Source organism: Streptomyces sp. NBC_00271, assembly GCF_036178845.1.
GTDB lineage: Bacteria > Actinomycetota > Actinomycetes > Streptomycetales > Streptomycetaceae > Streptomyces.
The window spans coordinates 3,347,484-3,367,294 of the sequence record NZ_CP108070.1 but is presented as its reverse complement, the minus strand read 5'-3'; the positions used below and the strand labels follow the sequence as shown (position 1 = coordinate 3,367,294).

The window sequence follows — 19,811 nt, the reverse complement described above, 5'->3', positions numbered from 1 at the left end:
ATTCGCGGTACGAGCGGTACGAGCCGTGCGGAAGCTCATGTGGCGTCCGGCCGGACTTGCTTGACCGGACTTACTTGACCGCGCGCAGTGCGTTGACGATCCCGGCTCCGTAGAAGCCGTTCACGTGCTTGCCGCCCACGCAGGTGGCGTCCACGACGCCGTCGCCGTTCCCGTCGTACGGGGCGGTCGGGCAACCGGGGTTGTCCGCCTCGGCCTTGAGGAGCGCCTGGAGCTGGGCCGGCGAGGCCCAGGGGTGCGTGGACTTCAGCAGCGCGGCCACGCCCGCGACGTGCGGCGTCGCCATCGACGTGCCCTGCAGGAAGCCGTACTGGTTGTTCGGCATCGTCGACAGGATGCGGCCGTTCTTCGACGGCGTGTCCGGGATCTGGTACTTGTCGCCGCCCGGCGCGGCAACGTCGATGACGCCCTTGCCGTAACTGGAGAAGTACGACTTGGCACCGGTGACGCCGGTCGAGGCGACCGTGACGACACCCGGCAGCTGGGTCGGTACGTCGAAGCACTTGTGCGGGTCGACCGTGCGGGTCACGGCGGTCGAGTCGTCGGGGCTGGAGGCGTCGACGAGGGCGTTCGAGTCGAGGTCGTCGTTGGAGTTGCCCGCCGCGGCGACGTTGAGGGTGCCCTTCTTCTGGGCGTACAGCTGGGCCCGGTTGACGGCGTCGACGATGGCCCTCTGGTCGGGGTCGTCGAGGCAGTTGTAGAGCCACGGGTCCACGTAGTAGCTGTTGTTGGTGATCTCCACGCCGTGGTCGGCGGCGAAGACGAAGGCGCAGACGACGCTCTCCGGGTAGAAGAGCTGGCCCGCGTCCGGCTCGGCCACGGTGATGCCCGAGACCTTCACACCGGGCGCCACGCCCGCGACACCGATGCCGTTGCGGGCGGCGGCTATCTCCCCCGCGACATGGGTGCCGTGGTAGTGGTCGGCGTCCACGGGGCGCCATGCGCCGTACGTGGTGTCCGGCTTGCCGCCCACGCAGTTCGCGGACTGCGAGGGGGAGAAGTTCGGGGCGATGTCCGGGTGCGTGTCGTCGACGCCGACGTCGATCACGGCGACCGTCACGCTCTTGCTGCCCGGGTTGGTCTTCGCGGCCTTGTCGGCGCCGATCGCGCGCAGGTCCCACTGGTCGGCTTCCAGGGGCTCCTCGCCCGCGGCGGCGGTCCTGGAGACCTTGGAAGCCTCGGCGGCGGACAGCATCTGCGCCGCGCCCTCGTCCGTCGTCCCCGCGGCCGTCAGCGGCGCGGTCCGGGTCGCGCCCGCCGACTGCACCCCGCGCACGGCGCGAATCCGCTTGCCGAAGTCCGGGTTGGCGGAATGGACGACGATCACGCCGATCTTCTCGTAGGCGATGACGACGGTGCCGCCCGCCGCGGAGATCGCCTTCTCCACCGACGCGATGGTGCGGTGGTCCGTCCTGGTGTTGACCACGTACGCGAGGTTGGGGCCGTCCGCGCTCGTCGTGGCGGACGCGGTCAGCGGGGCGGCCGACGCGGCGCCCGGCAGGAAACCGAGCGAGGCGGTGAGGGACAGGACGACCGGCACCGCGAGGGCGAGGCGACGTCTGGAACGCAGATGAGCCATGGGATCTCCACATCATCCGGAAACGAAAGCCGCCCGAACACAGGTGGTGCTCGGGCAGGTGCGTGAGGGTGCTGAGGCTGGTGCGGGTGGCGCTTCGGCAGGTGCATGACGAGTACTGCAGGCCGAAGCTATCTCCCGTCCCAGCTGGCCAGCAATGACTTCCGGAGATGACTTCCGAAAGAAGTCGGGGGAGTTGAACCGGTCCACGCGTGGCGCCGTGACCTTGAGCAGGGAGCCCGAGGACGATCGAGCCCCCTGTTGGATCACGCACGGGAGCAAACCCGTCGCTCCCGGTCACGTGATCCAGGTCACTGTGAGGTCGCAACCGTATGTCCGCACCCCAGCCGTCCCCGTCCGCGAGCCCAGACTCGCCCCCGTCCACCGTCGTAACCGCACCCGCAACGCGAGGAGACTTCGTGGCTACCGACGCACCGCCCCCTTCGAAGGCCGATCCCCGGCTGCCCTCGACCGAGCAGTTCGTCGAGGTGCAGGAGAGCGCCGAATTCGCCGAACTGCGCCGCGCGCACCGCTCCTTCGCCTTCCCGCTGACCGTCGCCTTCATCGCCTGGTACCTGCTGTACGTCCTGCTCTCGAACTACGCGGGCGACTTCATGGGCACCCAGGTGGTCGGCAACATCAACGTCGCCCTGGTCCTCGGGCTCGCCCAGTTCCTCACCACGTTCCTCATCGCCTGGTGGTACTCGCGGTACGCCGCCGCGAAGCTCGACCCCAAGGGCGAAGCGATCAAGTCCCGGCTGGAGGGCGACGCATGAGCCCCGTACAGACGACCGTGCTCGCCGCAGGTGAGGCCAGCCAGCACCGGCCGCTGATCATCACCCTCTTCGCGGTGTTCGTCGCCGCGACCCTCGTCATCACCGTCTGGGCGGGCCGCCAGACCAAGGACGCCGCCGACTTCTACGCGGGCGGACGACAGTTCACCGCCTTCCAGAACGGCCTGGCCGTCTCCGGCGACTACATGTCCGCGGCCTCGTTCCTCGGCATCGCGGGCGCGATCGCCCTCTTCGGGTACGACGGTTTCCTCTACTCCATCGGCTTCCTGGTCGCCTGGCTGGTGGCCCTCCTCCTGGTCGCCGAGCCGCTGCGCAACTCCGGCCGCTACACCATGGGCGACGTACTGGCGTACCGGATGCGCCAGCGCCCGGTACGCACGGCCGCGGGCACCTCCACCATCGTCGTGTCGATCTTCTACCTGCTGGCCCAGATGGCCGGCGCGGGCGTCCTGGTCTCGCTGCTCCTCGGCATCACCAGCGACGGCGGCAAGATCGGCATCGTCGCCCTCGTCGGCGTCCTGATGATCGTGTACGTCACCATCGGCGGCATGAAGGGCACCACCTGGGTCCAGATGGTCAAGGCCGTCCTGCTGATCATCGGCGCCCTGCTGCTCACCTTCCTGGTACTGCTGAAGTTCAACTTCAACATCTCCGACCTGCTCGGCAAGGCCGCCGACAACAGCGGCAAGGGCGCGCCCTTCCTCGAGCCCGGCCTCAAGTACGGCGCCACGTCCACCACCAAGCTGGACTTCATCTCCCTGGGCATGGCGCTGGTCCTGGGCACCGCGGGCCTGCCGCACATCCTCATCCGCTTCTACACCGTGCCCACGGCGAAGACCGCGCGGAAGTCGGTGAACTGGGCGATCGGCCTCATCGGCGCCTTCTACCTGATGACCCTCGCGCTCGGCTTCGGAGCCGCCGCGCTGATCAAACCCGACGAGATCATCGCCTCCAACAAGGCGGGCAACACCGCCGCGCCGCTCCTGGCACTGCACCTGGGAGGCGTCGACTCCAACTGGGGCGCCATCCTGCTCGCCTCCATCTCCGCCGTCGCCTTCGCCACGATCCTCGCCGTCGTCGCCGGCCTGACCCTGGCCTCGTCCTCCTCGTTCGCGCACGACATCTACGCGAACGTCATCAAGAGGGGGCAGGCCACGGAGAAACAGGAGATGAGCGCCGCCCGCTACGCGACGGTGGGCATCGGCGCCGTGTCCATCCTGCTGGGCGCCCTCGCCCGCGACCTGAACGTCGCCGGTCTGGTCGCGCTCGCCTTCGCGGTCGCCGCCTCCGCCAACCTGCCGACGATCCTCTACAGCCTCTTCTGGAAGCGGTTCACCACCCAGGGCGCGCTGTGGTCGATCTACGGCGGTCTGGTCACGGCGGTCGGACTGGTGCTGTTCTCGCCGGTGGTCTCGGGCAAGCCCACCTCGATGTTCCCCGACGTCGACTTCCACTGGTTCCCGCTGGAGAACCCGGGCCTCATCTCGATCCCGGTCGGCTTCCTGCTGGGCTGGCTCGGCACGCTCCTGTCCAAGGAGGAGCCGGACGCCGGCAAGTACGCCGAGCTGGAGGTACGGTCCCTGACGGGCACCGGAGCACACTGATCCCCCTCGCCGACGGCCGCGTCGTAGATCTCTACGACGCGGCCGCGCCGCGTCTCGTGGGATCCGGCCGGGGTCGATGTCAGTCGCGTCACGTAGGCTCGATCGTGCCGAGTAGAAGTGATCCGCAACGAGGGAGGGGGCCCACGTGCTCATCGACACCTACGGCCGAGTGGCCACCGACCTGCGCGTCTCACTGACGGACAGGTGCAATCTCCGGTGCACGTACTGCATGCCCGAAGCGGGCCTGCAGTGGCTGGCCAAGCCCGACCTGCTCTCGGACGACGAAATCGTCCGTCTCATCGGGATAGCGGTCACCCGCCTCGGCATCACCGAGGTCCGCTTCACCGGCGGCGAACCCCTGCTGCGCCCCGGCATCGTGGGCATCGTGGAGCGGGTCGCCGCGCTCGAACCCCGCCCCCAGATGTCCCTGACGACCAACGGCATCGGCCTCAAGCGCACCGCCGCCGCCCTGAAGGCCGCGGGTCTGGACCGGGTGAACGTCTCGCTGGACACCCTGCGCCCCGACGTCTTCAAGACCCTCACCCGCCGTGACCGCCACCAGGACGTCATCGCGGGCCTCGAAGCCGCCCGCGACGCCGGCCTGACCCCCGTCAAGGTCAACAGCGTGCTGATGCCGGGCCTCAATGACGACGAGGCCCCCGACCTCCTGGCCTGGGCGGTGGAGCACGACTACGAGCTGCGCTTCATCGAGCAGATGCCCCTGGACGCCCAGCACGGCTGGAAGCGCGAGGGCATGGTCACCGCGGGCGACATCCTCGCCTCGCTGCGGACGCGCTTCGCGCTCACCGAGGAGGGTGTCGACGAGCGGGGCTCCGCCCCGGCCGAGCGCTGGCTCGTGGACGGCGGCCCGCACCGCGTCGGCGTGATCGCCTCGGTCACCCGCCCGTTCTGCGCGGCCTGCGACCGTACGCGCCTGACGGCCGACGGCCAGATACGCAACTGCCTGTTCGCCACCGAGGAGACCGACCTGCGCACCGCCCTCCGCTCGGACGCCCCCGACGAGGAGATCGCCCGCATCTGGCGCCTCGCGATGTGGGGCAAGAAAGCGGGCTCGGGCCTGGACGACCCGTCATTCCTCCAGCCGGCCAGACCGATGTCGTCGATCGGCGGCTAGTGACTCCGTCGAGGCAGGCGCCCCTTCAGGGGCGCGGGGCTGTGACACATGCGGCTTTGCCGCGTGGGCGCGACAGGCCACCGACGACCCGCACTTCCAGAACCGCTCAGCCCTCCGGTTCCGCCCAGTCCTCCAGTCGCACCACGTCCTTCAAGAAGCCCCGCACGTCGAGGAACGTGGACAGGTGCTCGCGATGCTCCTCGCAGGCGAGCCACGTCTTGCGCCGCTCGGGCGTGTGCAGCTTCGGGTTGTTCCAGGCGAGCACCCACACGGCATCGGTGCGGCAGCCCTTGGCGGAGCACTGCGGAGTGCTGGGGGCCGGGGACATGTCGGGGAGCGGGAAAGTCACGCCTCAACCCTAAACGGCCCCGAAAAGGCGACGCCGAGCAGCCACGGGGGGAGCTGCCCGGCGTCGGTCTGTCGCTCCGACGGGGGATGCGGAGCGCGTACGAAGTATGTCACGGCTAGCCCGCTGCCCGGCACCGGAACAACATGATTGATCTGAGCTTTTCTTGAGCTTGGTGCGCGATCGGATTCCGTTTTCGGCGGATCCCCCGTGGTCAGGTGAGGGTCGAGTCGGGCTCGGCCCGCTCGTGCGGGCCGCCTCCCGGACGCACCCCGGGGTCGGTCACGACGTCCTCCGGGACGGATTCCGCGGAGGCGTCCGGGCGCGGCGGCGCGATCATCGCAGGGCCGGGCACGTTGACGAACGTCGACGGCAGCGACGGCGCGTTCTCCCGTCCGGCGTTGGCGATCACCACGGAGATGTAGGGGAGGAGTATGCCGAGTACCAGTGCGACGATTGCGACGTGCCGCTCCACGTTCCAGAGGGTCGCGGCGAGGATCACGGAGACCGTGCGGACGGACATCGAGATGACATAGCGGCGCTGCCTGCCGCGGACGTCCTCGTCGAGCCCCTGCCTGGCCCCGGTGATCCGGAAGACCTGGCTTTTGCTCTGCTTCCGCATCACGTTCCACCACCTGCTCTGTGTCGGACTCTCCCCGGCCCGTACCCGGCCCGAACCCGGTCTGGAAGCAGGCCCGAACACGTCCCACGTTACGCCGCGACTCCGTCGCCTTCGAGACCGGGGCGGGTCCGGCCCGGGTGGACATGATGCGCCGTACCGCGTACGGCCGCGCCCGACATGCGCCGTATGGCGCACACGCCGAGACTGGGCGTAATGCTCACGTAGAGCCGTACTAGGAGGCAGACATGGGCTGGTTGTGGGCGATCATCGTGGGCTTCGTGCTGGGCCTGCTGGCCAAGGCGATCCTGCCGGGCAAGCAGCACAGCCCACTCTGGCTGACCACCATCTTCGGCATCCTCGGTGCCATCGTCGGCAACGCGATCGCCCGGGCGGTCGGTGTCGCCGAGACCCGAGGCATCGACTGGAGCCGCCACGCCTTCCAGCTCGTGGCCGCGGTCATCATCGTCTTCCTCGGCGACATGGCGTACATGGCGCTGCGGGGCAACAAGCAAAGAGCCTGACGAGCCGGCGCGCAGCCCGATGATCAGGTACGCCGAAGGGGCGGTCTCCCGCACGGGAAACCGCCCCCTCGTCGTGTCCAGGCCTCAGCGACTCGTGTCTAGGCCTCTGTGACCTCCACCGCCGCCAGGTTCTTCTTGCCCCGGCGCAGTACCAGCCAGCGCCCGTGCAGCAGGTCCTCCTTGGCGGGGACCGCGTCCTCGGCGGTGACCTTGACGTTGTTCACGTAGGCACCGCCCTCCTTGACCGTGCGGCGCGCGGCCGACTTGCTGGCCACCAGGCCGACCTCCGCGAAGAGGTCCACCACCGGGCCGAGCTCGGCGACCTGGATGTGCGGCACCTCGGAGAGCGCCGCGGCCAGCGTCCGCCCGTCGAGCCCGGTCAGCTCGCCCTGGCCGAAGAGAGCCTTGGACGCGGCGATCACCGCGGCCGTCTGGTCGGCGCCGTGCACCAGCGTCGTCAGCTCCTCGGCCAGCGCGCGCTGGGCGGCGCGGGCCTGGGGGCGCTCCTCGGTCTGCTGCTCCAGCTCTTCCAGTTCCTCGCGGGACTTGAAGGACAGGATCCGCAGGTACGTCGAGACGTCCCGGTCGTCCACGTTCAGCCAGAACTGGTAGAACGCGTACGGCGTCGTCATCTCGGGGTCGAGCCAGATGGCGCCGCCCTCGGTCTTGCCGAACTTGGTGCCGTCCGCCTTGGTCATCAGCGGTGTCGCCAGCGCGTGCACGGCTGCGTGCGGCTCCAGGCGGTGGATCAGGTCCAGGCCCGCGGTGAGGTTGCCCCACTGGTCGCTGCCGCCCTGCTGCAACGTGCAGCCGTGGCGTCGGTACAGCTCCAGGAAGTCCATGCCCTGCAACAGCTGGTAGCTGAACTCCGTGTAGCTGATGCCTTCCTCGGACTCCAGGCGCCGGGCCACGGAGTCCTTCGTCAGCATCTTGTTGACGCGGAAGTGCTTGCCGATGTCCCGCAGGAACTCGATGGCCGACAGGCCGGCCGTCCAGTCCAGGTTGTTCACCATGACCGCGGCGTTCTCGCCCTCGAAGGACAGGAACGGCTCGATCTGCGAGCGCAGGCGCGTCACCCAGTTCGCGACCGTCTCCGGGTCGTTCAGCGTGCGCTCGGCGGTCGGGCGCGGGTCGCCGATCTGGCCCGTCGCGCCGCCGACCAGGGCCAGCGGACGCAGGCCCGCCTGCTGGAGACGACGCATGGTGAGGACCTGCACCAGATGCCCCACGTGCAGGCTGGCCGCGGTCGGGTCGAAGCCGCAATAGAACGTGACGGGACCGTCCGCGAGCGCCTTGCGCAAAGCATCTTCGTCGGTGGACAGGGCGAACAGCCCCCGCCACTTCAGCTCGTCGACGATGTCCGTCACGGTTCTCGTATCTCCTTGGGTGGTCTCGTGAATCAGGTACGAGGTTATACGCCCTGGCTGACAGAGCTCATATTGAAGTCGGGCACCCTCAGCGCGGGCATCGCAGCCCTAGTGAACCAGTCGCTCCACTCACGGGGCAGCGTCTTTTCCGTGCGCCCCGCCTCCGTGGCCCGCGACAGCAGGTCCACCGGCGACTCGTTGAACCGGAAGTTGTTCACCTCACCGACGACCTGGCCGTTCTCGACCAGGTAGACGCCGTCCCGGGTCAGTCCCGTGAGCAGCAGCGTCGCCGGGTCCACCTCGCGGATGTACCAGAGGCAGGTCAGCAGCAGACCGCGCTCGGTGGCGGCGACCATCTCCTCCAGGGAGCGGTCCTCGCCGCCGTCCAGGATCAGGTTGCCGATGATCGGGGCGACGGGCAGCCCGGTGAGGCCCGCGCTGTGCCGGGTGGTGGACAGACGGGTCAGCGTGCCTTCGCGCACCCAGTCCGTCGCCGACAGCGGCAGCCCGTTGTCGAACACGGAGGCGTCGTCGCCCGAGGAGTGCGTGAGCACGAAGGGCGCGGACTCGAGCCCCGGCTCGTTCGGGTCGCTGCGCAGGGTCAGCGGCAGCTCGGTGAGCTTCTCGCCGACGCGGGTGCCGCCGCCGGGCTTGCTGAAGACGGTCCGGCCCTCGGCCGCGTCCCGGGCCGCCGCCGACCACATCTGGTAGATCAGCAGGTCCGCGACGGCGGTCGGCGGCAGCAGCGTCTCGTAGCGGCCCGCGGGCAGGTCGACACGCCGCTCGGCCCAACCGAGCCGGGTCGCGAGCTCGGCGTCGAGGGAGGCCGGGTCGACGTCCTTGAAGTCCCGCGTGGACCGCCCCGCCCACGCCGAGCGCGTCCGGTCGGGCGACTTGGCGTTGAGTTCCAGCGTCCCGTTCGGCTGGTCGTGGCGCAGGCGCAGCCCCGTCGACGTACCGAGATAGCTGGAGACGAGCTCGTGGTTGGCGAAGCCGTACAGCTCGCGCCCGCCCGCACGCGCGCGGGCGAAGGACTCGCCGAGCGCCGGGGCGAAGTCGGCGAAGACGGCGGAGGAGGTCTCGGCGGGCGCGTCGGTGAAGTCGGGGGACTCCGGCACGCCGGTGACCAGCGGCTGGGCGTCCTCGGCGGGCCCCGCGCCGCGTGCCGCCGCCTCCGCGGCCCGCACCAGGGGCTCCAGCTCGTCCGCGGTCACGGCCGCGCGCGAGACGACCCCGGAGGCCGTGCCCTCACGGCCGTCGACGGTCGCGATGACGGTCAGGGTGCGCCCGCGCGTGACCCCGTTCGTGGTCAGCGCGTTGCCGGCCCAGCGCAGGTTGGCGGTCGAGTGCTCGTCGGCGATCACGACGCAGCCGTCGGCGCGGGAGAGTTCGAGGGCGCGCTCGACGACCTCGTGCGGCTTGTTCTGCTGGCTGGAGCGAGCGCTCATCGACCGGCCTCCTGCGTCGTGTTGAGGATGTTGACCCCCTGGAAGAGAGCTGACGGGCAGCCGTGTGAGACTGCCGCGACCTGACCCGGCTGGGCCTTGCCGCAGTTGAAGGCACCGCCCAGGACGTACGTCCCCGGACCACCCACCGCGGCCATCGAACCCCAGAAGTCGGTCGTCGTGGCCTGGTATGCGACATCCCGCAGCTGCCCGGTGATCCGACCGTTCTCGATCTTGAAGAACCGCTGACCGGTGAACTGGAAGTTGTACCTCTGCATGTCGATGGACCAGGACCGGTCACCGACGACGTAGATGCCGCGGTCCACGCCCCCGATCAGGTCCTCGGTCGAGAGCCCCGCGGGGTCCGGCTGGAGCGAGACGTTGGCCATGCGCTGTACGGGCACGTGCCCGGGGGAGTCGGCGTAGGCGCACCCGTTGGACCGGTCGAAGCCGGTCAGCTTCGCGATCCGCCGGTCGAGCTGGTAGCCCACGAGGGTGCCGTCCTTCACGAGGTCCCAGGACTGCCCCTCGACGCCCTCGTCGTCGTACCCGATGGTCGCGAGGCCGTGCTCGGCGGTGCGGTCACCGGTGACGTTCATCCGCTCGGAGCCGTACCTCAGCTTGCCGAGCTGGTCGAAGGTGGCGAAGGAGGTGCCGGCGTACGCCGCCTCGTAGCCCAGCGCGCGGTCCAGCTCGGTGGCGTGGCCGATGGACTCGTGGATCGTCAGCCACAGGTTGGAGGGGTCGACGACGAGGTCGTACAGCCCCGCCTCGACGCTCGGCGCCCGCATCTTCTCGGCGAGCAGCTCCGGGATCCGCGCGAGCTCGGACTCCCAGTCCCAGCCGGTGCCCGTCAGGTACTCCCAGCCGCGTCCGACCGGCGGCGCGATGGTGCGCATGGAGTCGAACTCGCCGCTGGACTCGTCGACGGCGACGGCGGTGAGCTGCGGGTGCAGCCGCACCCGCTGCTGGGTGGTCACGGTCCCGGCGGTGTCGGCGTAGAACTTGTTCTCGTGGACGGTCAGCAACGAGGCGTCGACGTGGTTGACGCCGTCGGCCGCGAGCAGCCGCGCGCTCCAGTCCGCGAGCAGCCCGGCCTTCTCCTCGTCCGGCACGGAGAAGGGGTCGATGTCGTACGACGAGATCCACGTCTTCTCGGCGTGCACCGGCTCGTTCGCCAGCTCCACCCGCTCGTCGGAACCCGCCGCCTTGATCACCTGGGCCGAGAGTTTCGCCATCGCCACGGCCTGCGACGCGACCTTCGCGGCCGCGTCCATCGTCAGATCCACACCCGACGCGAACCCCCAGGTCCCGCCGTGCACCACCCGCACCGCGTACCCCAGGTCCGTGGTGTCCGACGATCCGGCGGGCTTGGCGTCCCGCAGCCGCCAGGACGCGCTGCGCACCCGCTCGAACCGGAAGTCCGCGTGCTCGGCCCCCAGCGCCCGCGCCCGCGCGAGCGCGGCGTCGGCCAGGGCCCGCAGCGGCAGTGCCGTGAAGGCTTCGTCGATGGAATGAGGCACGGAGGTCTCCCTGCTGTCGTGGCCTGTCGGGTCCGATCATGTCGCGCGGGCGGGTCCGGGGGCCACATCTTTCCCTCCGCGCATCGAGGCTTTCTGTAGGGATCCGACAGTGAGTCCCCCGCGCCACTGTCGGTGCCCGATTCTCCGGGAGGCGTGGGGGACCGATAGGTTTCCAAGGAAGGCGCCTGTCTTGCAGGGGTTTCAGACAGCTATCGAAAGGGTGAACCGTTGAGCCGCTCGGTTCTCGTCACCGGAGGCAACCGGGGCATCGGCCTCGCCATCGCCCGCGCTTTCGCCGATGCCGGCGACAAGGTCGCGATCACATACCGCTCGGGTGAGCCGCCGGCCGCCCTCACCGCATTGGGCTGCCTCGCCGTCAAGTGCGACATCACCGACACCGAGCAGGTGGAGCAGGCCTACAAGGAGATCGAGGCCGAGCACGGTCCCGTCGAGATCCTGGTCGCCAACGCGGGCGTCACCAAGGACCAGCTTCTGATGCGGATGTCCGAGGAGGACTTCACCTCCGTCCTCGACACCAACCTCACCGGCGCCTTCCGGGTCGTCAAGCGTGCCAACCGCGGCATGCTCCGTGCCAAGAAGGGGCGGGTCGTCCTCGTTTCGTCGGTCGTGGGGCTGCTCGGCTCCGCGGGGCAGTCGAACTACGCCGCCTCCAAGGCCGCCCTGGTCGGCTTCGCGCGTTCGCTCGCCCGCGAACTCGGCTCGCGCAACATCACCTTCAACGTCGTCGCGCCCGGTTTCGTCGACACCGACATGACCAAGGCGCTCACCGACGAGCAGCGTGCGGGCATCGTCGCCCAGGTGCCGCTCGGCCGGTACGCGCAGCCCGAGGAGATCGCCGCGACGGTGCGGTTCCTCGCCTCGGACGACGCCTCGTACATCACTGGAGCCGTCATTCCGGTTGACGGCGGACTGGGAATGGGTCACTGATCACCATGAGTGGAATCCTCGAGGGCAAGCGCGTCCTGATCACCGGTGTGCTGATGGAGTCCTCCATCGCCTTCCACACCGCCAAGCTGGCTCAGGAGCAGGGCGCGGAGATCATCCTGACCGCGTTCCCGCGGCCCACGCTGACCGAGCGCATCGCCAAGAAGCTCCCCAAGCCCACCAAGGTCATCGAGCTCGACGTGACCAACGACGAGCACCTGGCGCGTCTCGCCGACGTCGTCGGTGAGGAGCTCGGCGGCCTCGACGGCGTCGTGCACTCCATCGGCTTCGCGCCGCAGGACGCCCTCGGCGGCAACTTCCTCAACACCCCCTTCGAGTCGGTCGCCACGGCCATGCACGTCTCGGCATTCTCCCTGAAGTCGCTGACCATGGCCTGCCTGCCGCTGATGCAGAACGGCGGCTCGGTCGTCGGCCTCACCTTCGACGCGCAGTACGCGTGGCCGCAGTACGACTGGATGGGCCCGGCCAAGGCAGCCCTGGAGTCCGTCAACCGCTACCTCGCCCGCGACCTGGGCAAGCAGAACGTGCGTTCCAACCTGATCTCGGCGGGCCCGATCGGCTCGATGGCCGCCAAGTCCATCCCGGGCTTCGGCGAGCTCGCCTCCGTCTGGGACACCCGGGCGCCCCTCGAGTGGGACCTCAAGGACCCGGAGCCGGCCGGCCGCGGTGTCGTCGCCCTGCTGAGCGACTGGTTCCCGAAGACCACCGGCGAGATCATCCACGTGGACGGCGGACTGCACGCCATCGGCGCCTGATTTCCCCCAAGTGGCTGACGCCCCGTTTCCCGCAGTGCGGGGAGCGGGGCGTCGCCCGTTCGGCCTAGTCGGCCGGGCGTCACGGGCATCGCACCGCGCACGCTGGGACTACGCACCGCCCCGCAGCCGTACGGCCGAGGAGGTCCCCGTTGTGCGCCTGTCCCGCCGTTTTGCCCCGGTGTTCGCCGCTGTCGCCTTCATGATGGTTCTTCCGTACGACGCCGTGCCCCACACGCGCGTAGTGCACGGAAAACTCCCCGTCCCCCAGCCTTTCGGCGCTGAGTGTCGCACCACGGTCCAGGGTTCGCACGTGACCGCGTACTGCCACAACCCCTACCCGGAGACCGACCGGGTCGCCCTGCACGTCGAGTGCGACCGCTGGTGGGACATCGACACCGACACCGACGCGGTCGACGCGGGCCCCGCGATGACGGTCCGGCTGGCCGGCCGGTGCTGGGAGGAGGTCCGGTCGGCATGGGTCAGTCACCAGAGGTGACCGTGTTCGTCAGCTGTCGGAGGCCAGGGGCGTGAGCCGTCCCGGACGGCACTGGAACGGATAGCCCCCGGCTTCCGTGCCCGCCGCCTCCGCGTCCTGCGCGCGGATCGCGTCGACGAGCCGCGCGTGGTCCATGTACGTCTCGGGCGTCAGCTTCCCGCCGACGTCCTCGCGCAGCCAGTCGCGCAGTACCTCGCCCAGGTCCGCGTACATCGCCGTCATGACGTCGTTGTGGGACGCGGCCACCACCGCCAGGTGGAAGGTCGCGTCGGCGGCCACGAAGGCCTCCGCGTCACCCGACTCCCAGGCCTCCTCCCGCCGTACGAGCAGCGCGTCGAGCTGTTTCAGATCGCGCTCGGTGCGCCGCTCGGCGGCCAGCTTCGCCGCGCTCGACTCCAGCGTGGCGCGCAGCTCGGCGATGTGCCGCGGATCGGCGTCCGCGAAGCGCCGGTGCATCACGCCCGCGAGCTCGCTGGTCGCCACGACATAGGTGCCCGAGCCCTGGCGGATGTCGAGCAGACCGTTGTGGGCCAGCGCGCGGACGGCCTCGCGGACGGTGTTGCGGGCGACGCCCAGCTGGTCGACGAGCTCCGGCTCGGTGGGGATGCGGGAGCCGACCGGCCATTCGCCCGAAGTGATCTGGTTCCGCAGCTCGGCGATGACCTGCTCGGACAGCGCCGAACGGCGGGGGTGGCTCAGCGGCATGACGGTCCTTCGTACGGGCCCGGTGTGATCGTTCGCGCGGGGCCGGAGAATCCGGAGATTAACGCAGGGGGATTGAACAGCCAATCATCCCATGATTCTATGATGGCCTCATGGTGAGCGAGGAGACCGGGACGACGACGTCCACACCCATACGCAGTTCCGCCGAGAGCACGGAGCCCCGATCGCACCCCACGCGTGCGTGGGCGACGCGGCTCGTGACGGTCGGCATCGTCCTCACGGCCCTCAACCTGCGCCCCGCCATCACCAGCTTCGGAGCGCTCCTGGAGGACGTGCGCGACGGGCTCGGCATGAGCGGCAGCGTCGCCGGACTGCTCACCTCCGTACCCCCGCTCTGCTTCGCCGTCTTCGGCGTCATGGCGCCGCGCCTCGCCCGCCGCTTCGGACCCGGCGCGGTCGTCTGCGCCGGCATGGTCGCCATCACGGCGGGGCTCGCGATCCGGCCCTACACCGGCAGCGCGGTCGGCTTCCTGGCCGCCAGCGCCCTCGCACTGATGGGCATCGCCGTCAGCAACGTCCTGATGCCGGTGATCGTCAAACGCTGGTTCCCGGACCGGGTCGGCTCCATGACCGGCCTCTACTCGATGGCGCTCGCCCTGGGCACCTCGGCCGCGGCGGCCGTGACCGTGCCCGTGACCGACGCCCTGGGCGGCAGCTGGCAGTCGGGCCTCGCGGTGTGGGCGGGCCTGGCGGCGGCCGCCGTACTGCCGTGGATCGGGCTGGTACGCGCACGGGGCGCCGATCCCCGCGACGCCGAGCGGACAAGGGCGGCACACCCCGCCCCGCGGGAAACCGGCGGGCTGCGCATCACCCGCAGCCGGACCGCCTGGGCGCTCGCCGTCTTCTTCGGACTCCAGGCCACCGCCGCGTACATCACGATGGGCTGGATGGCGCAGATCTTCCGCGACGCGGGCGTCTCCGCGGGCACCGCGGGCCTGCTCCTCGCCGTCACGATGGTGATGGGCGTGCCCCTGGCCTTCGTCATTCCGCGCCTCGCCACCCGCATGCCTCACCAGGGGCCGATCGTGGTCGCGCTCGGTGTCTGCGGCCTCGCGGGATACGCGGGCCTCTACCTCGCCCCGGCGGGCGGAGCCTGGGCCTGGGCCCTCCTGCTCGGCGTCTCCAACTGCGCCTTCCCGCTGGCCCTCACCATGGTCGGCATGCGGGCCAGGACCGGCGCGGGCGTCGCCCAGCTGTCGGCGTTCGCGCAGAGCACCGGGTATCTGATCTCGATCCCGGGGCCTCTCCTCGTAGGCGTGCTCTACCAGCACAGCGGCGGCTGGGGGCTGCCGATAGCGCTCATGGCCGCCCTGATGATCCCGCAGATCGCGGTGGGCGTCCTGGCCGGCCGCGACCGTACGGTGGAGGACGAGGCCGCGCGCGGCCCCCGCCCCTGAGCCCCCCGAAGGCGAAGGCAGGCACGAAGGGTGCGAGACTGGCCGTATGGCGCTCGACCCGAACCCCCAGAACGGCCAGAAGAAGCTGCTGCTCGTGCTCGGCGCGATGCTGGCCATCACCGTGATCATCGCCGTCATCGCGTCGATCGCCTCACCCTGACCACCACCGCCCGCCCCCCGGGGACACCGATGGTGGGGCTAGCCCCCCTGTCCCCTAGGGGGTGAGTGTCAGGGTCAAGTGGGTGGATCACCGGATGGGTTGACGGCCCAGGAATCCGTACCTTCGAGTTGTGGCCGTGAGGACGCGGGCCACGGAGCACTCGAGGCCCCACGGAGGCGGCATGTCGGCCCGTACGCACACCCGGCCCCACCCGGCGACCCCGGGCGGCGTGGACATCCGGCTGCCCTGGTGGGCCCTCGCCCTGCCCGCCCTCGCCTTCATCGCCCTGCTCCTGCTGATACTGAACCCGGCGGACGCGCACGCCGCGGGCGGCGACCCCGCGATCACCCACCTCTTCGAGCGCGTCCAGCAGACGGTGCTGCACCAGACCCCCTGAGCACGCCCGGGAGAGCAGGTCAACTCTCAGCGCCGCATGGCGTGTTTCATGCGAAGCTGGGACTCATGAGCGTCGCAGAACCCCGCAGGATTGTCCTCTTCCGGCATGCGAAAGCCGACTGGCCACAGGTGTCCGACCACGAGCGGCCGCTCGCTGACCGGGGCCGTCAGGACGCCGCCGTCGCCGGACGCAAGCTGGCCGACACCGGGATCCCTTTCGATATGGCCCTCTGCTCCACGGCGACCCGCACCCGGGAGACCTGGAAGCTCGCCGTCCACGAGCTCCCGCACCGGCCGAAAACCGTCTATGAGGAGCGGCTCTACGAGGCCTCGCCCGGCGAGCTGATCGCCGTACTCAACGAGACCCCGGACGACGCGCACAACGTGGTCCTGATCGGCCACAACCCCGGCATCCAGGGACTCACCGAGGTGCTGGCCGGACAGGCCGAGGGCGACACCCGCGCCCGGATGGCCGCCCACGGCTTCCACACGGGCGCCTTCGCCGTGCTCTCCGTCGAGGGCTCCTGGAAATCCCTGGAGCCCGGAGTGTGCACGCTGACCGACTACTGGGCGCCGACCGAGTAACCCACCCGACAGGGACGGGGGCCCGGCACCAGTACGGTGCCGGGCCCCCGTCGACGTATGTCCGGGCCTCAGGGCCTGTCCGGCGGATCATGCCGCAGACGCGGGACAGGACCTAGTGGTCGCCGAGGTGCATGTCCGCCGCCTCGACCTCTTCGCGGGTGACACCCAGCAGATACAGCACGGTGTCCAGGAAGGGGAAGTTCACCGCGGTGTGCGCGGCCTGGCGGACGACGGGCTTGGCGTTGAAGGCGACGCCGAGACCGGCCGCGTTGAGCATGTCGAGGTCATTGGCCCCGTCGCCGATCGCCACGGTCTGGGCGAGCGGCACCCCCGCCTCGGCGGCGAACCGGCGCAGCAGCCGTGCCTTGCCCGCGCGGTCCACGATCTCCCCGGTGACCCTGCCCGTCAGCTTCCCGTCGACGATCTCCAGGGTGTTGGCCTGCGCGAAGTCCAGCCCGAGCCGCTCCTTCAGATCGTCCGTGACCTGCGTGAATCCGCCCGAGACGACACCGACTTGGAAACCGAGCCGCTTCAGCGTACGGATCAGCGTGCGCGCGCCCGGTGTCAGCCGCACCTCCTCGCGCACCTTGGTCACCACCGAGGCGTCCAGCCCCTTGAGCAGCGCCACACGCGCGTGCAGCGACTGCTCGAAGTCCAGCTCCCCGCGCATCGCGGCCGCCGTCACCTCGGCGACCTGCTCCTCGCACCCGGCATGCGCGGCGAAGAGCTCGATCACCTCGTCCTGGATCAGCGTCGAGTCCACATCCATGACGACCAGGCGCTGCGCCCTGCGGTGCAGCCCCGCCGCCACCACCGCGATGTCCACTCCGAGCGCCGCGGCCTCGGTCACCAGCGCGGTGCGCAGCGCCTCGGTTCCCGTACCGGACACGGCGAACTCGACCGCCGTCACCGGGTACTTGGCGAGCCGGAAGATACGGTCGATGTTGCCGCCGGTCTTGGTGATCCGGGCGGCGATCGCGGCCGTCGACTCCGCCGTGAGCGGATGCCCGAGCACGGTGACGAGGGACCGCCCGAGGCCACGCGGCCGGTTGTCGCCGAGGCCGGAGATGATCTCCGCCTGCATCTTCATCGACTCCGCCCAGCTGTGGACGGTGGCCCGCAGATCGCCCTCCAGGCCGGCCGGCGGCTCGGTCACGAGCGCGCAGAGCACGATCCGGCCGCGGGTGACGACCTGCTCGATGTCGACCACCTCGACGGAGAAGGCGGCGAGGGTGTCGAAGAGTCCGGCCGTGATACCCGGCCGGTCCTTGCCGAAGATCTTGACGAGGAGAGTGGGGACCTCGGGGGTCTGCGAAGCGCTCATGGTGACTCCACCGTATCCGGCACCCCGTGCCTTCCGCCCCTGAGGTCCGTCCAGCGGACGGGGAACACTGGGTGTCGGAGCGGTGTCGAGCGCGTTGCCCGGCAACGACGATCAGTTCTGCCGCCCCGGCCCCGGCGGCGCGGAAGGTCCCTGGCCGGGCGGCGGCTGCGGCGGAGGCGGCACATCGCGCCCCCGCGGTCGCCGGTTCTGCGGCCCAGGTGGCGGCGCCATCGGCCGGACGACCGTCGGCGCGCCGTACACGTCGTCGGGCGAGCGCGGCCGCTCGGGCGGCCGACCGTCGGCGGGTTCCCGCAGCTCGTCGGGCAGCCGCAGATAGGGATTGGTGTCGGGGTTCGCCGGTCGGTACGGGGCGCCCGGGGCGTACGGTCCGGGCTCCCGGGGGAGGTCAGGGGCGGGCGCAGGCGCCGGGGGACCTGCGTCACCCAGTGCCAGCGGCGCCGCCCGCCGTCCCGCGGCCCCGCTCGCGTACGCCAGCAGCGCCCCCGCCGCCCCCGCGCCCGCACCCCAGACGGCGCCGAGCAACAGCGCCATGCCCAGATGCCCGTGCAACCGAATTCCGGCACCGAACGCGTCGATGCCGAACACCGACAGCGAGGCGTCCACGGACACGTCCGTCAGCCACACCAGCAGCGGCAGCGCCAGCGCCGTCACGATGCCGAGCCGAAGAGCGCAGCGCCCGGCGAAACCGAGGGCACCCCCTCCTCGTACAACGGGAGCAGCCGGTGTTCCCACCGAAGCCGCACCCTGACCCCGTACAAAAGGCGTACGCGAGGCGGCGAGGACGCCCGCGAACAGCATCATCACCGCGGTCGCGACCCCCAACAGCCACACCCGTCCGTCGAGTTCGGCGAGCCGGCCCAGGGTGACGGGCTGATCGGAGTCGACGCTCAGCAACCGGTCCAGCGGGTGGGGGAGCACCTTGGCGAGTTCGCCGGTGGCCTTGCCGTCCCAGGGCACGAAGAGGCCGATCGGGATGCCCAGCCACACCCCGTTGGGCGCGCCCAGCAGCGCGGCGCCCGCGATCAGCTTGGGATGGGGATCGTCGATCGCCGCGTACGCCGCCGCCGCGAGGCCCGCGAGGACCGCCACCAGGACCACCGTGACCAGCGCGGACGCGGCCGGGCGCACCATCCGGTGCACGCCCTCCCAGCCGCGGGGCAGCGGGGTGCGCCGGGAGGCGAGCAGGGCGATCACCAGGATTCCGGCCGCCCAGGCCGCGCCGCCGAGCAGCGTGGGCACCGTGTCGACGGTGAAGCCCACGGCCGCCTGCGCCTGCACCAGGTCGCCGATCTTGCCGGGCAGCAGTCCGCCGAGGTCGCCGAGACCGCCGGGGAGCTTGTCGGTGATGTTCCCGAGGCCGCCGCCCGTCACCCGGTCGAGGCCGAGCTTGCTCCCGTCGATCGTGATGATGTCGTGCCCGGCCCAGGCGAGCCCGCCCAGCATCGCCACGAACAGCACGACCACCGCGCCCGCACGCGCGAGGAGTTCGGACGGCGCGATCACAACTCCCGCCCCGCGCAGGGAGCGTAGGAAGAAGAAGGAGAGCAGGAGCGCGCCCACGAGCCCCACACCCAGTGGCGTGATCTGTATGGCCGTGTGCGCCTCCGCCCCCTTCAGACCGAAGGCCGACACATCGCCGGACGGTTTGACCGCACCATTGGCCCCGAGAGCCACCACCGCCGCGGTCATCGGCCCGAGCGAGCCCGCCGCGTCCGCGCCGACCAGATGCAGACCGAGCGCGGCCGTTCCCGCCATCGCGATCAACGCCCAGCTCACCGAGGCGATCGCGGACAACAGCACATCCCCCCACGGCAGTCGCCTGCCGTGTCCCGCGGTGTCGATGCTCATCGTCAGACCCCCCGATCCGCGCCGCGGTGTCATCACCGCGGATGTCCCCCTCGCGTGGGATTACCACTCTCCGGGCCGGTTTCAACCCCGTCAACGGAAACGGGCAACCCGCCCGTGCGCGCTCTTCACATGGCCCGACTTTCGGTCAGGGGGCTGCTCCTGAAATAGTTCCCCCCGATGTTCGACATC

Annotated in this window: 20 protein-coding genes; 11 read left to right on the top strand and 9 right to left on the bottom strand. The window is 70.4% G+C overall.

Annotated features, from left to right (window positions below; translation table 11 throughout):
- Positions 1 to 70: 70 nt before the first annotated feature.
- Positions 71 to 1,597 (bottom strand): S8 family serine peptidase, encoded by a 1,527-nt coding sequence (locus OG798_RS15775; RefSeq protein ID WP_328757216.1) that lies wholly within the window; start codon positions 1,595 to 1,597, stop codon positions 71 to 73.
- Positions 1,598 to 2,013: 416 nt separating this feature from the next.
- On the opposite strand from OG798_RS15775, the gene OG798_RS15770 reads away from it, so the two are divergent.
- The 3 genes from OG798_RS15770 to moaA all read left to right on the top strand — a co-directional run bounded on the left by OG798_RS15770 (position 2,014) and on the right by moaA (position 5,127).
- Positions 2,014 to 2,370 (top strand): DUF485 domain-containing protein, encoded by a 357-nt coding sequence (locus tag OG798_RS15770; RefSeq protein ID WP_067364553.1) that lies wholly within the window; start codon positions 2,014 to 2,016, stop codon positions 2,368 to 2,370.
- Positions 2,367 to 3,992, top strand: a complete 1,626-nt coding sequence (locus OG798_RS15765) for a solute symporter family protein (RefSeq protein ID WP_095855408.1) — start codon at positions 2,367 to 2,369, stop codon at positions 3,990 to 3,992. Before OG798_RS15770 ends, OG798_RS15765 begins: the two co-directional genes overlap by 4 nt.
- A 145-nt stretch (positions 3,993 to 4,137) precedes the next feature.
- Positions 4,138 to 5,127 (top strand): GTP 3',8-cyclase MoaA, encoded by a 990-nt coding sequence (moaA, locus tag OG798_RS15760; protein WP_328757215.1) that lies wholly within the window; start codon positions 4,138 to 4,140, stop codon positions 5,125 to 5,127.
- A gap of 106 nt (positions 5,128 to 5,233) precedes the next feature.
- Here moaA and OG798_RS15755 read toward each other — a convergent pair whose 3' ends face one another.
- Complete coding sequence (locus tag OG798_RS15755) at positions 5,234 to 5,455, bottom strand: hypothetical protein (RefSeq protein WP_095855410.1); 222 nt, start codon at positions 5,453 to 5,455, stop codon at positions 5,234 to 5,236.
- A gap of 232 nt (positions 5,456 to 5,687) precedes the next feature.
- On the bottom strand, positions 5,688 to 6,095 hold the full coding sequence (locus OG798_RS15750; protein WP_079090396.1) for a DUF3099 domain-containing protein: 408 nt from the start codon (positions 6,093 to 6,095) through the stop codon (positions 5,688 to 5,690).
- Between the two features lie 245 nt (positions 6,096 to 6,340).
- Between OG798_RS15750 and OG798_RS15745 the strand changes: the two genes are divergently transcribed.
- On the top strand, positions 6,341 to 6,616 hold the full coding sequence (locus tag OG798_RS15745) for a GlsB/YeaQ/YmgE family stress response membrane protein (RefSeq protein WP_121416560.1): 276 nt from the start codon (positions 6,341 to 6,343) through the stop codon (positions 6,614 to 6,616).
- A gap of 98 nt (positions 6,617 to 6,714) precedes the next feature.
- Here OG798_RS15745 and tyrS read toward each other — a convergent pair whose 3' ends face one another.
- Genes tyrS through OG798_RS15730 form a run of 3 tightly spaced genes read right to left on the bottom strand, consistent with a single transcriptional unit; the run spans position 6,715 to position 10,951 of the window.
- Positions 6,715 to 7,983: a tyrosine--tRNA ligase gene (tyrS, locus tag OG798_RS15740; RefSeq protein ID WP_095855412.1), complete on the bottom strand. Its 1,269-nt coding sequence runs from the start codon at positions 7,981 to 7,983 to the stop codon at positions 6,715 to 6,717.
- Positions 7,984 to 8,027: 44 nt separating this feature from the next.
- A complete protein-coding gene (locus tag OG798_RS15735) occupies positions 8,028 to 9,431 on the bottom strand; it encodes a metallopeptidase TldD-related protein (protein WP_121416561.1) in 1,404 nt (467 codons plus the stop codon).
- Positions 9,428 to 10,951, bottom strand: coding sequence for a TldD/PmbA family protein (locus tag OG798_RS15730; RefSeq protein WP_121416562.1), 1,524 nt, complete (start codon positions 10,949 to 10,951; stop codon positions 9,428 to 9,430). The genes OG798_RS15735 and OG798_RS15730 overlap by 4 nt, the downstream gene beginning before the upstream one ends.
- Before the next feature lie 228 nt (positions 10,952 to 11,179).
- Here OG798_RS15730 and fabG point away from each other — a divergent pair, with 228 nt between their 5' ends.
- The 3 genes from fabG to OG798_RS15715 all read left to right on the top strand — a co-directional run bounded on the left by fabG (position 11,180) and on the right by OG798_RS15715 (position 13,168).
- Positions 11,180 to 11,899 carry a 3-oxoacyl-[acyl-carrier-protein] reductase gene (gene fabG / locus OG798_RS15725; RefSeq protein WP_054232229.1) on the top strand — a complete coding sequence of 240 codons (720 nt, stop codon included), beginning with the start codon at positions 11,180 to 11,182 and terminating at the stop codon, positions 11,897 to 11,899.
- A gap of 5 nt (positions 11,900 to 11,904) precedes the next feature.
- On the top strand, positions 11,905 to 12,672 hold the full coding sequence (gene fabI, locus OG798_RS15720) for an enoyl-ACP reductase FabI (protein WP_095855415.1): 768 nt from the start codon (positions 11,905 to 11,907) through the stop codon (positions 12,670 to 12,672).
- Positions 12,673 to 12,823: 151 nt separating this feature from the next.
- Positions 12,824 to 13,168, top strand: a complete 345-nt coding sequence (locus tag OG798_RS15715; RefSeq protein ID WP_095855416.1) for a hypothetical protein — start codon at positions 12,824 to 12,826, stop codon at positions 13,166 to 13,168.
- A gap of 9 nt (positions 13,169 to 13,177) precedes the next feature.
- On the opposite strand, the gene OG798_RS15710 is transcribed toward OG798_RS15715, so the two are convergent.
- Entirely contained in the window at positions 13,178 to 13,873 is a 696-nt protein-coding gene (locus OG798_RS15710; protein WP_095855417.1) for a FadR/GntR family transcriptional regulator, read from the bottom strand.
- A gap of 110 nt (positions 13,874 to 13,983) precedes the next feature.
- On the opposite strand from OG798_RS15710, the gene OG798_RS15705 reads away from it, so the two are divergent.
- The 4 genes from OG798_RS15705 to OG798_RS15690 all read left to right on the top strand — a co-directional run bounded on the left by OG798_RS15705 (position 13,984) and on the right by OG798_RS15690 (position 16,429).
- On the top strand, positions 13,984 to 15,288 hold the full coding sequence (locus tag OG798_RS15705) for a CynX/NimT family MFS transporter (RefSeq protein WP_097226308.1): 1,305 nt from the start codon (positions 13,984 to 13,986) through the stop codon (positions 15,286 to 15,288).
- Positions 15,289 to 15,334: 46 nt separating this feature from the next.
- Positions 15,335 to 15,448, top strand: coding sequence for an SGM_5486 family transporter-associated protein (locus OG798_RS15700; protein ID WP_095855419.1), 114 nt, complete (start codon positions 15,335 to 15,337; stop codon positions 15,446 to 15,448).
- 181 nt (positions 15,449 to 15,629) lie between these two features.
- Positions 15,630 to 15,845, top strand: coding sequence for a hypothetical protein (locus OG798_RS15695; protein WP_095855420.1), 216 nt, complete (start codon positions 15,630 to 15,632; stop codon positions 15,843 to 15,845).
- Between the two features lie 65 nt (positions 15,846 to 15,910).
- Complete coding sequence (locus OG798_RS15690) at positions 15,911 to 16,429, top strand: SixA phosphatase family protein (RefSeq protein ID WP_067364588.1); 519 nt, start codon at positions 15,911 to 15,913, stop codon at positions 16,427 to 16,429.
- A 112-nt stretch (positions 16,430 to 16,541) separates the two neighbouring features.
- On the opposite strand, the gene serB is transcribed toward OG798_RS15690, so the two are convergent.
- Together serB and OG798_RS15680 are read right to left on the bottom strand one after the other, a co-directional pair.
- The gene (serB, locus tag OG798_RS15685; RefSeq protein WP_067364591.1) at positions 16,542 to 17,753 is read right to left on the bottom strand and encodes a phosphoserine phosphatase SerB; all 1,212 of its coding nucleotides are present in this window, start codon (positions 17,751 to 17,753) and stop codon (positions 16,542 to 16,544) included.
- Positions 17,754 to 17,864: 111 nt separating this feature from the next.
- Entirely contained in the window at positions 17,865 to 19,622 is a 1,758-nt protein-coding gene (locus tag OG798_RS15680) for a streptophobe family protein (protein ID WP_121416563.1), read from the bottom strand.
- Between the last annotated feature and the right edge of the window lie 189 nt (positions 19,623 to 19,811).

What these genes read in the sequence shown, in the direction of transcription:
- OG798_RS15775 (WP_328757216.1), bottom strand. Translation starts at nt 1,597, where the DNA reads ATGGCTCATCTGCGTTCCAGACGTCGCCTCGCCCTCGCGGTGCCGGTC.
- OG798_RS15765 (WP_095855408.1), top strand. Translation starts at nt 2,367, where the DNA reads ATGAGCCCCGTACAGACGACCGTGCTCGCCGCAGGTGAGGCCAGCCAG.
- OG798_RS15755 (WP_095855410.1), bottom strand. Translation starts at nt 5,455, where the DNA reads ATGTCCCCGGCCCCCAGCACTCCGCAGTGCTCCGCCAAGGGCTGCCGC.
- OG798_RS15750 (WP_079090396.1), bottom strand. Translation starts at nt 6,095, where the DNA reads ATGCGGAAGCAGAGCAAAAGCCAGGTCTTCCGGATCACCGGGGCCAGG.
- OG798_RS15745 (WP_121416560.1), top strand. Translation starts at nt 6,341, where the DNA reads ATGGGCTGGTTGTGGGCGATCATCGTGGGCTTCGTGCTGGGCCTGCTG.
- OG798_RS15735 (WP_121416561.1), bottom strand. Translation starts at nt 9,431, where the DNA reads ATGAGCGCTCGCTCCAGCCAGCAGAACAAGCCGCACGAGGTCGTCGAG.
- fabI (WP_095855415.1), top strand. Translation starts at nt 11,905, where the DNA reads ATGAGTGGAATCCTCGAGGGCAAGCGCGTCCTGATCACCGGTGTGCTG.
- OG798_RS15710 (WP_095855417.1), bottom strand. Translation starts at nt 13,873, where the DNA reads ATGCCGCTGAGCCACCCCCGCCGTTCGGCGCTGTCCGAGCAGGTCATC.
- OG798_RS15705 (WP_097226308.1), top strand. Translation starts at nt 13,984, where the DNA reads ATGGTGAGCGAGGAGACCGGGACGACGACGTCCACACCCATACGCAGT.
- OG798_RS15700 (WP_095855419.1), top strand. Translation starts at nt 15,335, where the DNA reads ATGGCGCTCGACCCGAACCCCCAGAACGGCCAGAAGAAGCTGCTGCTC.
- OG798_RS15695 (WP_095855420.1), top strand. Translation starts at nt 15,630, where the DNA reads ATGTCGGCCCGTACGCACACCCGGCCCCACCCGGCGACCCCGGGCGGC.
- OG798_RS15690 (WP_067364588.1), top strand. Translation starts at nt 15,911, where the DNA reads ATGAGCGTCGCAGAACCCCGCAGGATTGTCCTCTTCCGGCATGCGAAA.
- serB (WP_067364591.1), bottom strand. Translation starts at nt 17,753, where the DNA reads ATGAGCGCTTCGCAGACCCCCGAGGTCCCCACTCTCCTCGTCAAGATC.
- OG798_RS15680 (WP_121416563.1), bottom strand. Translation starts at nt 19,622, where the DNA reads ATGAGCATCGACACCGCGGGACACGGCAGGCGACTGCCGTGGGGGGAT.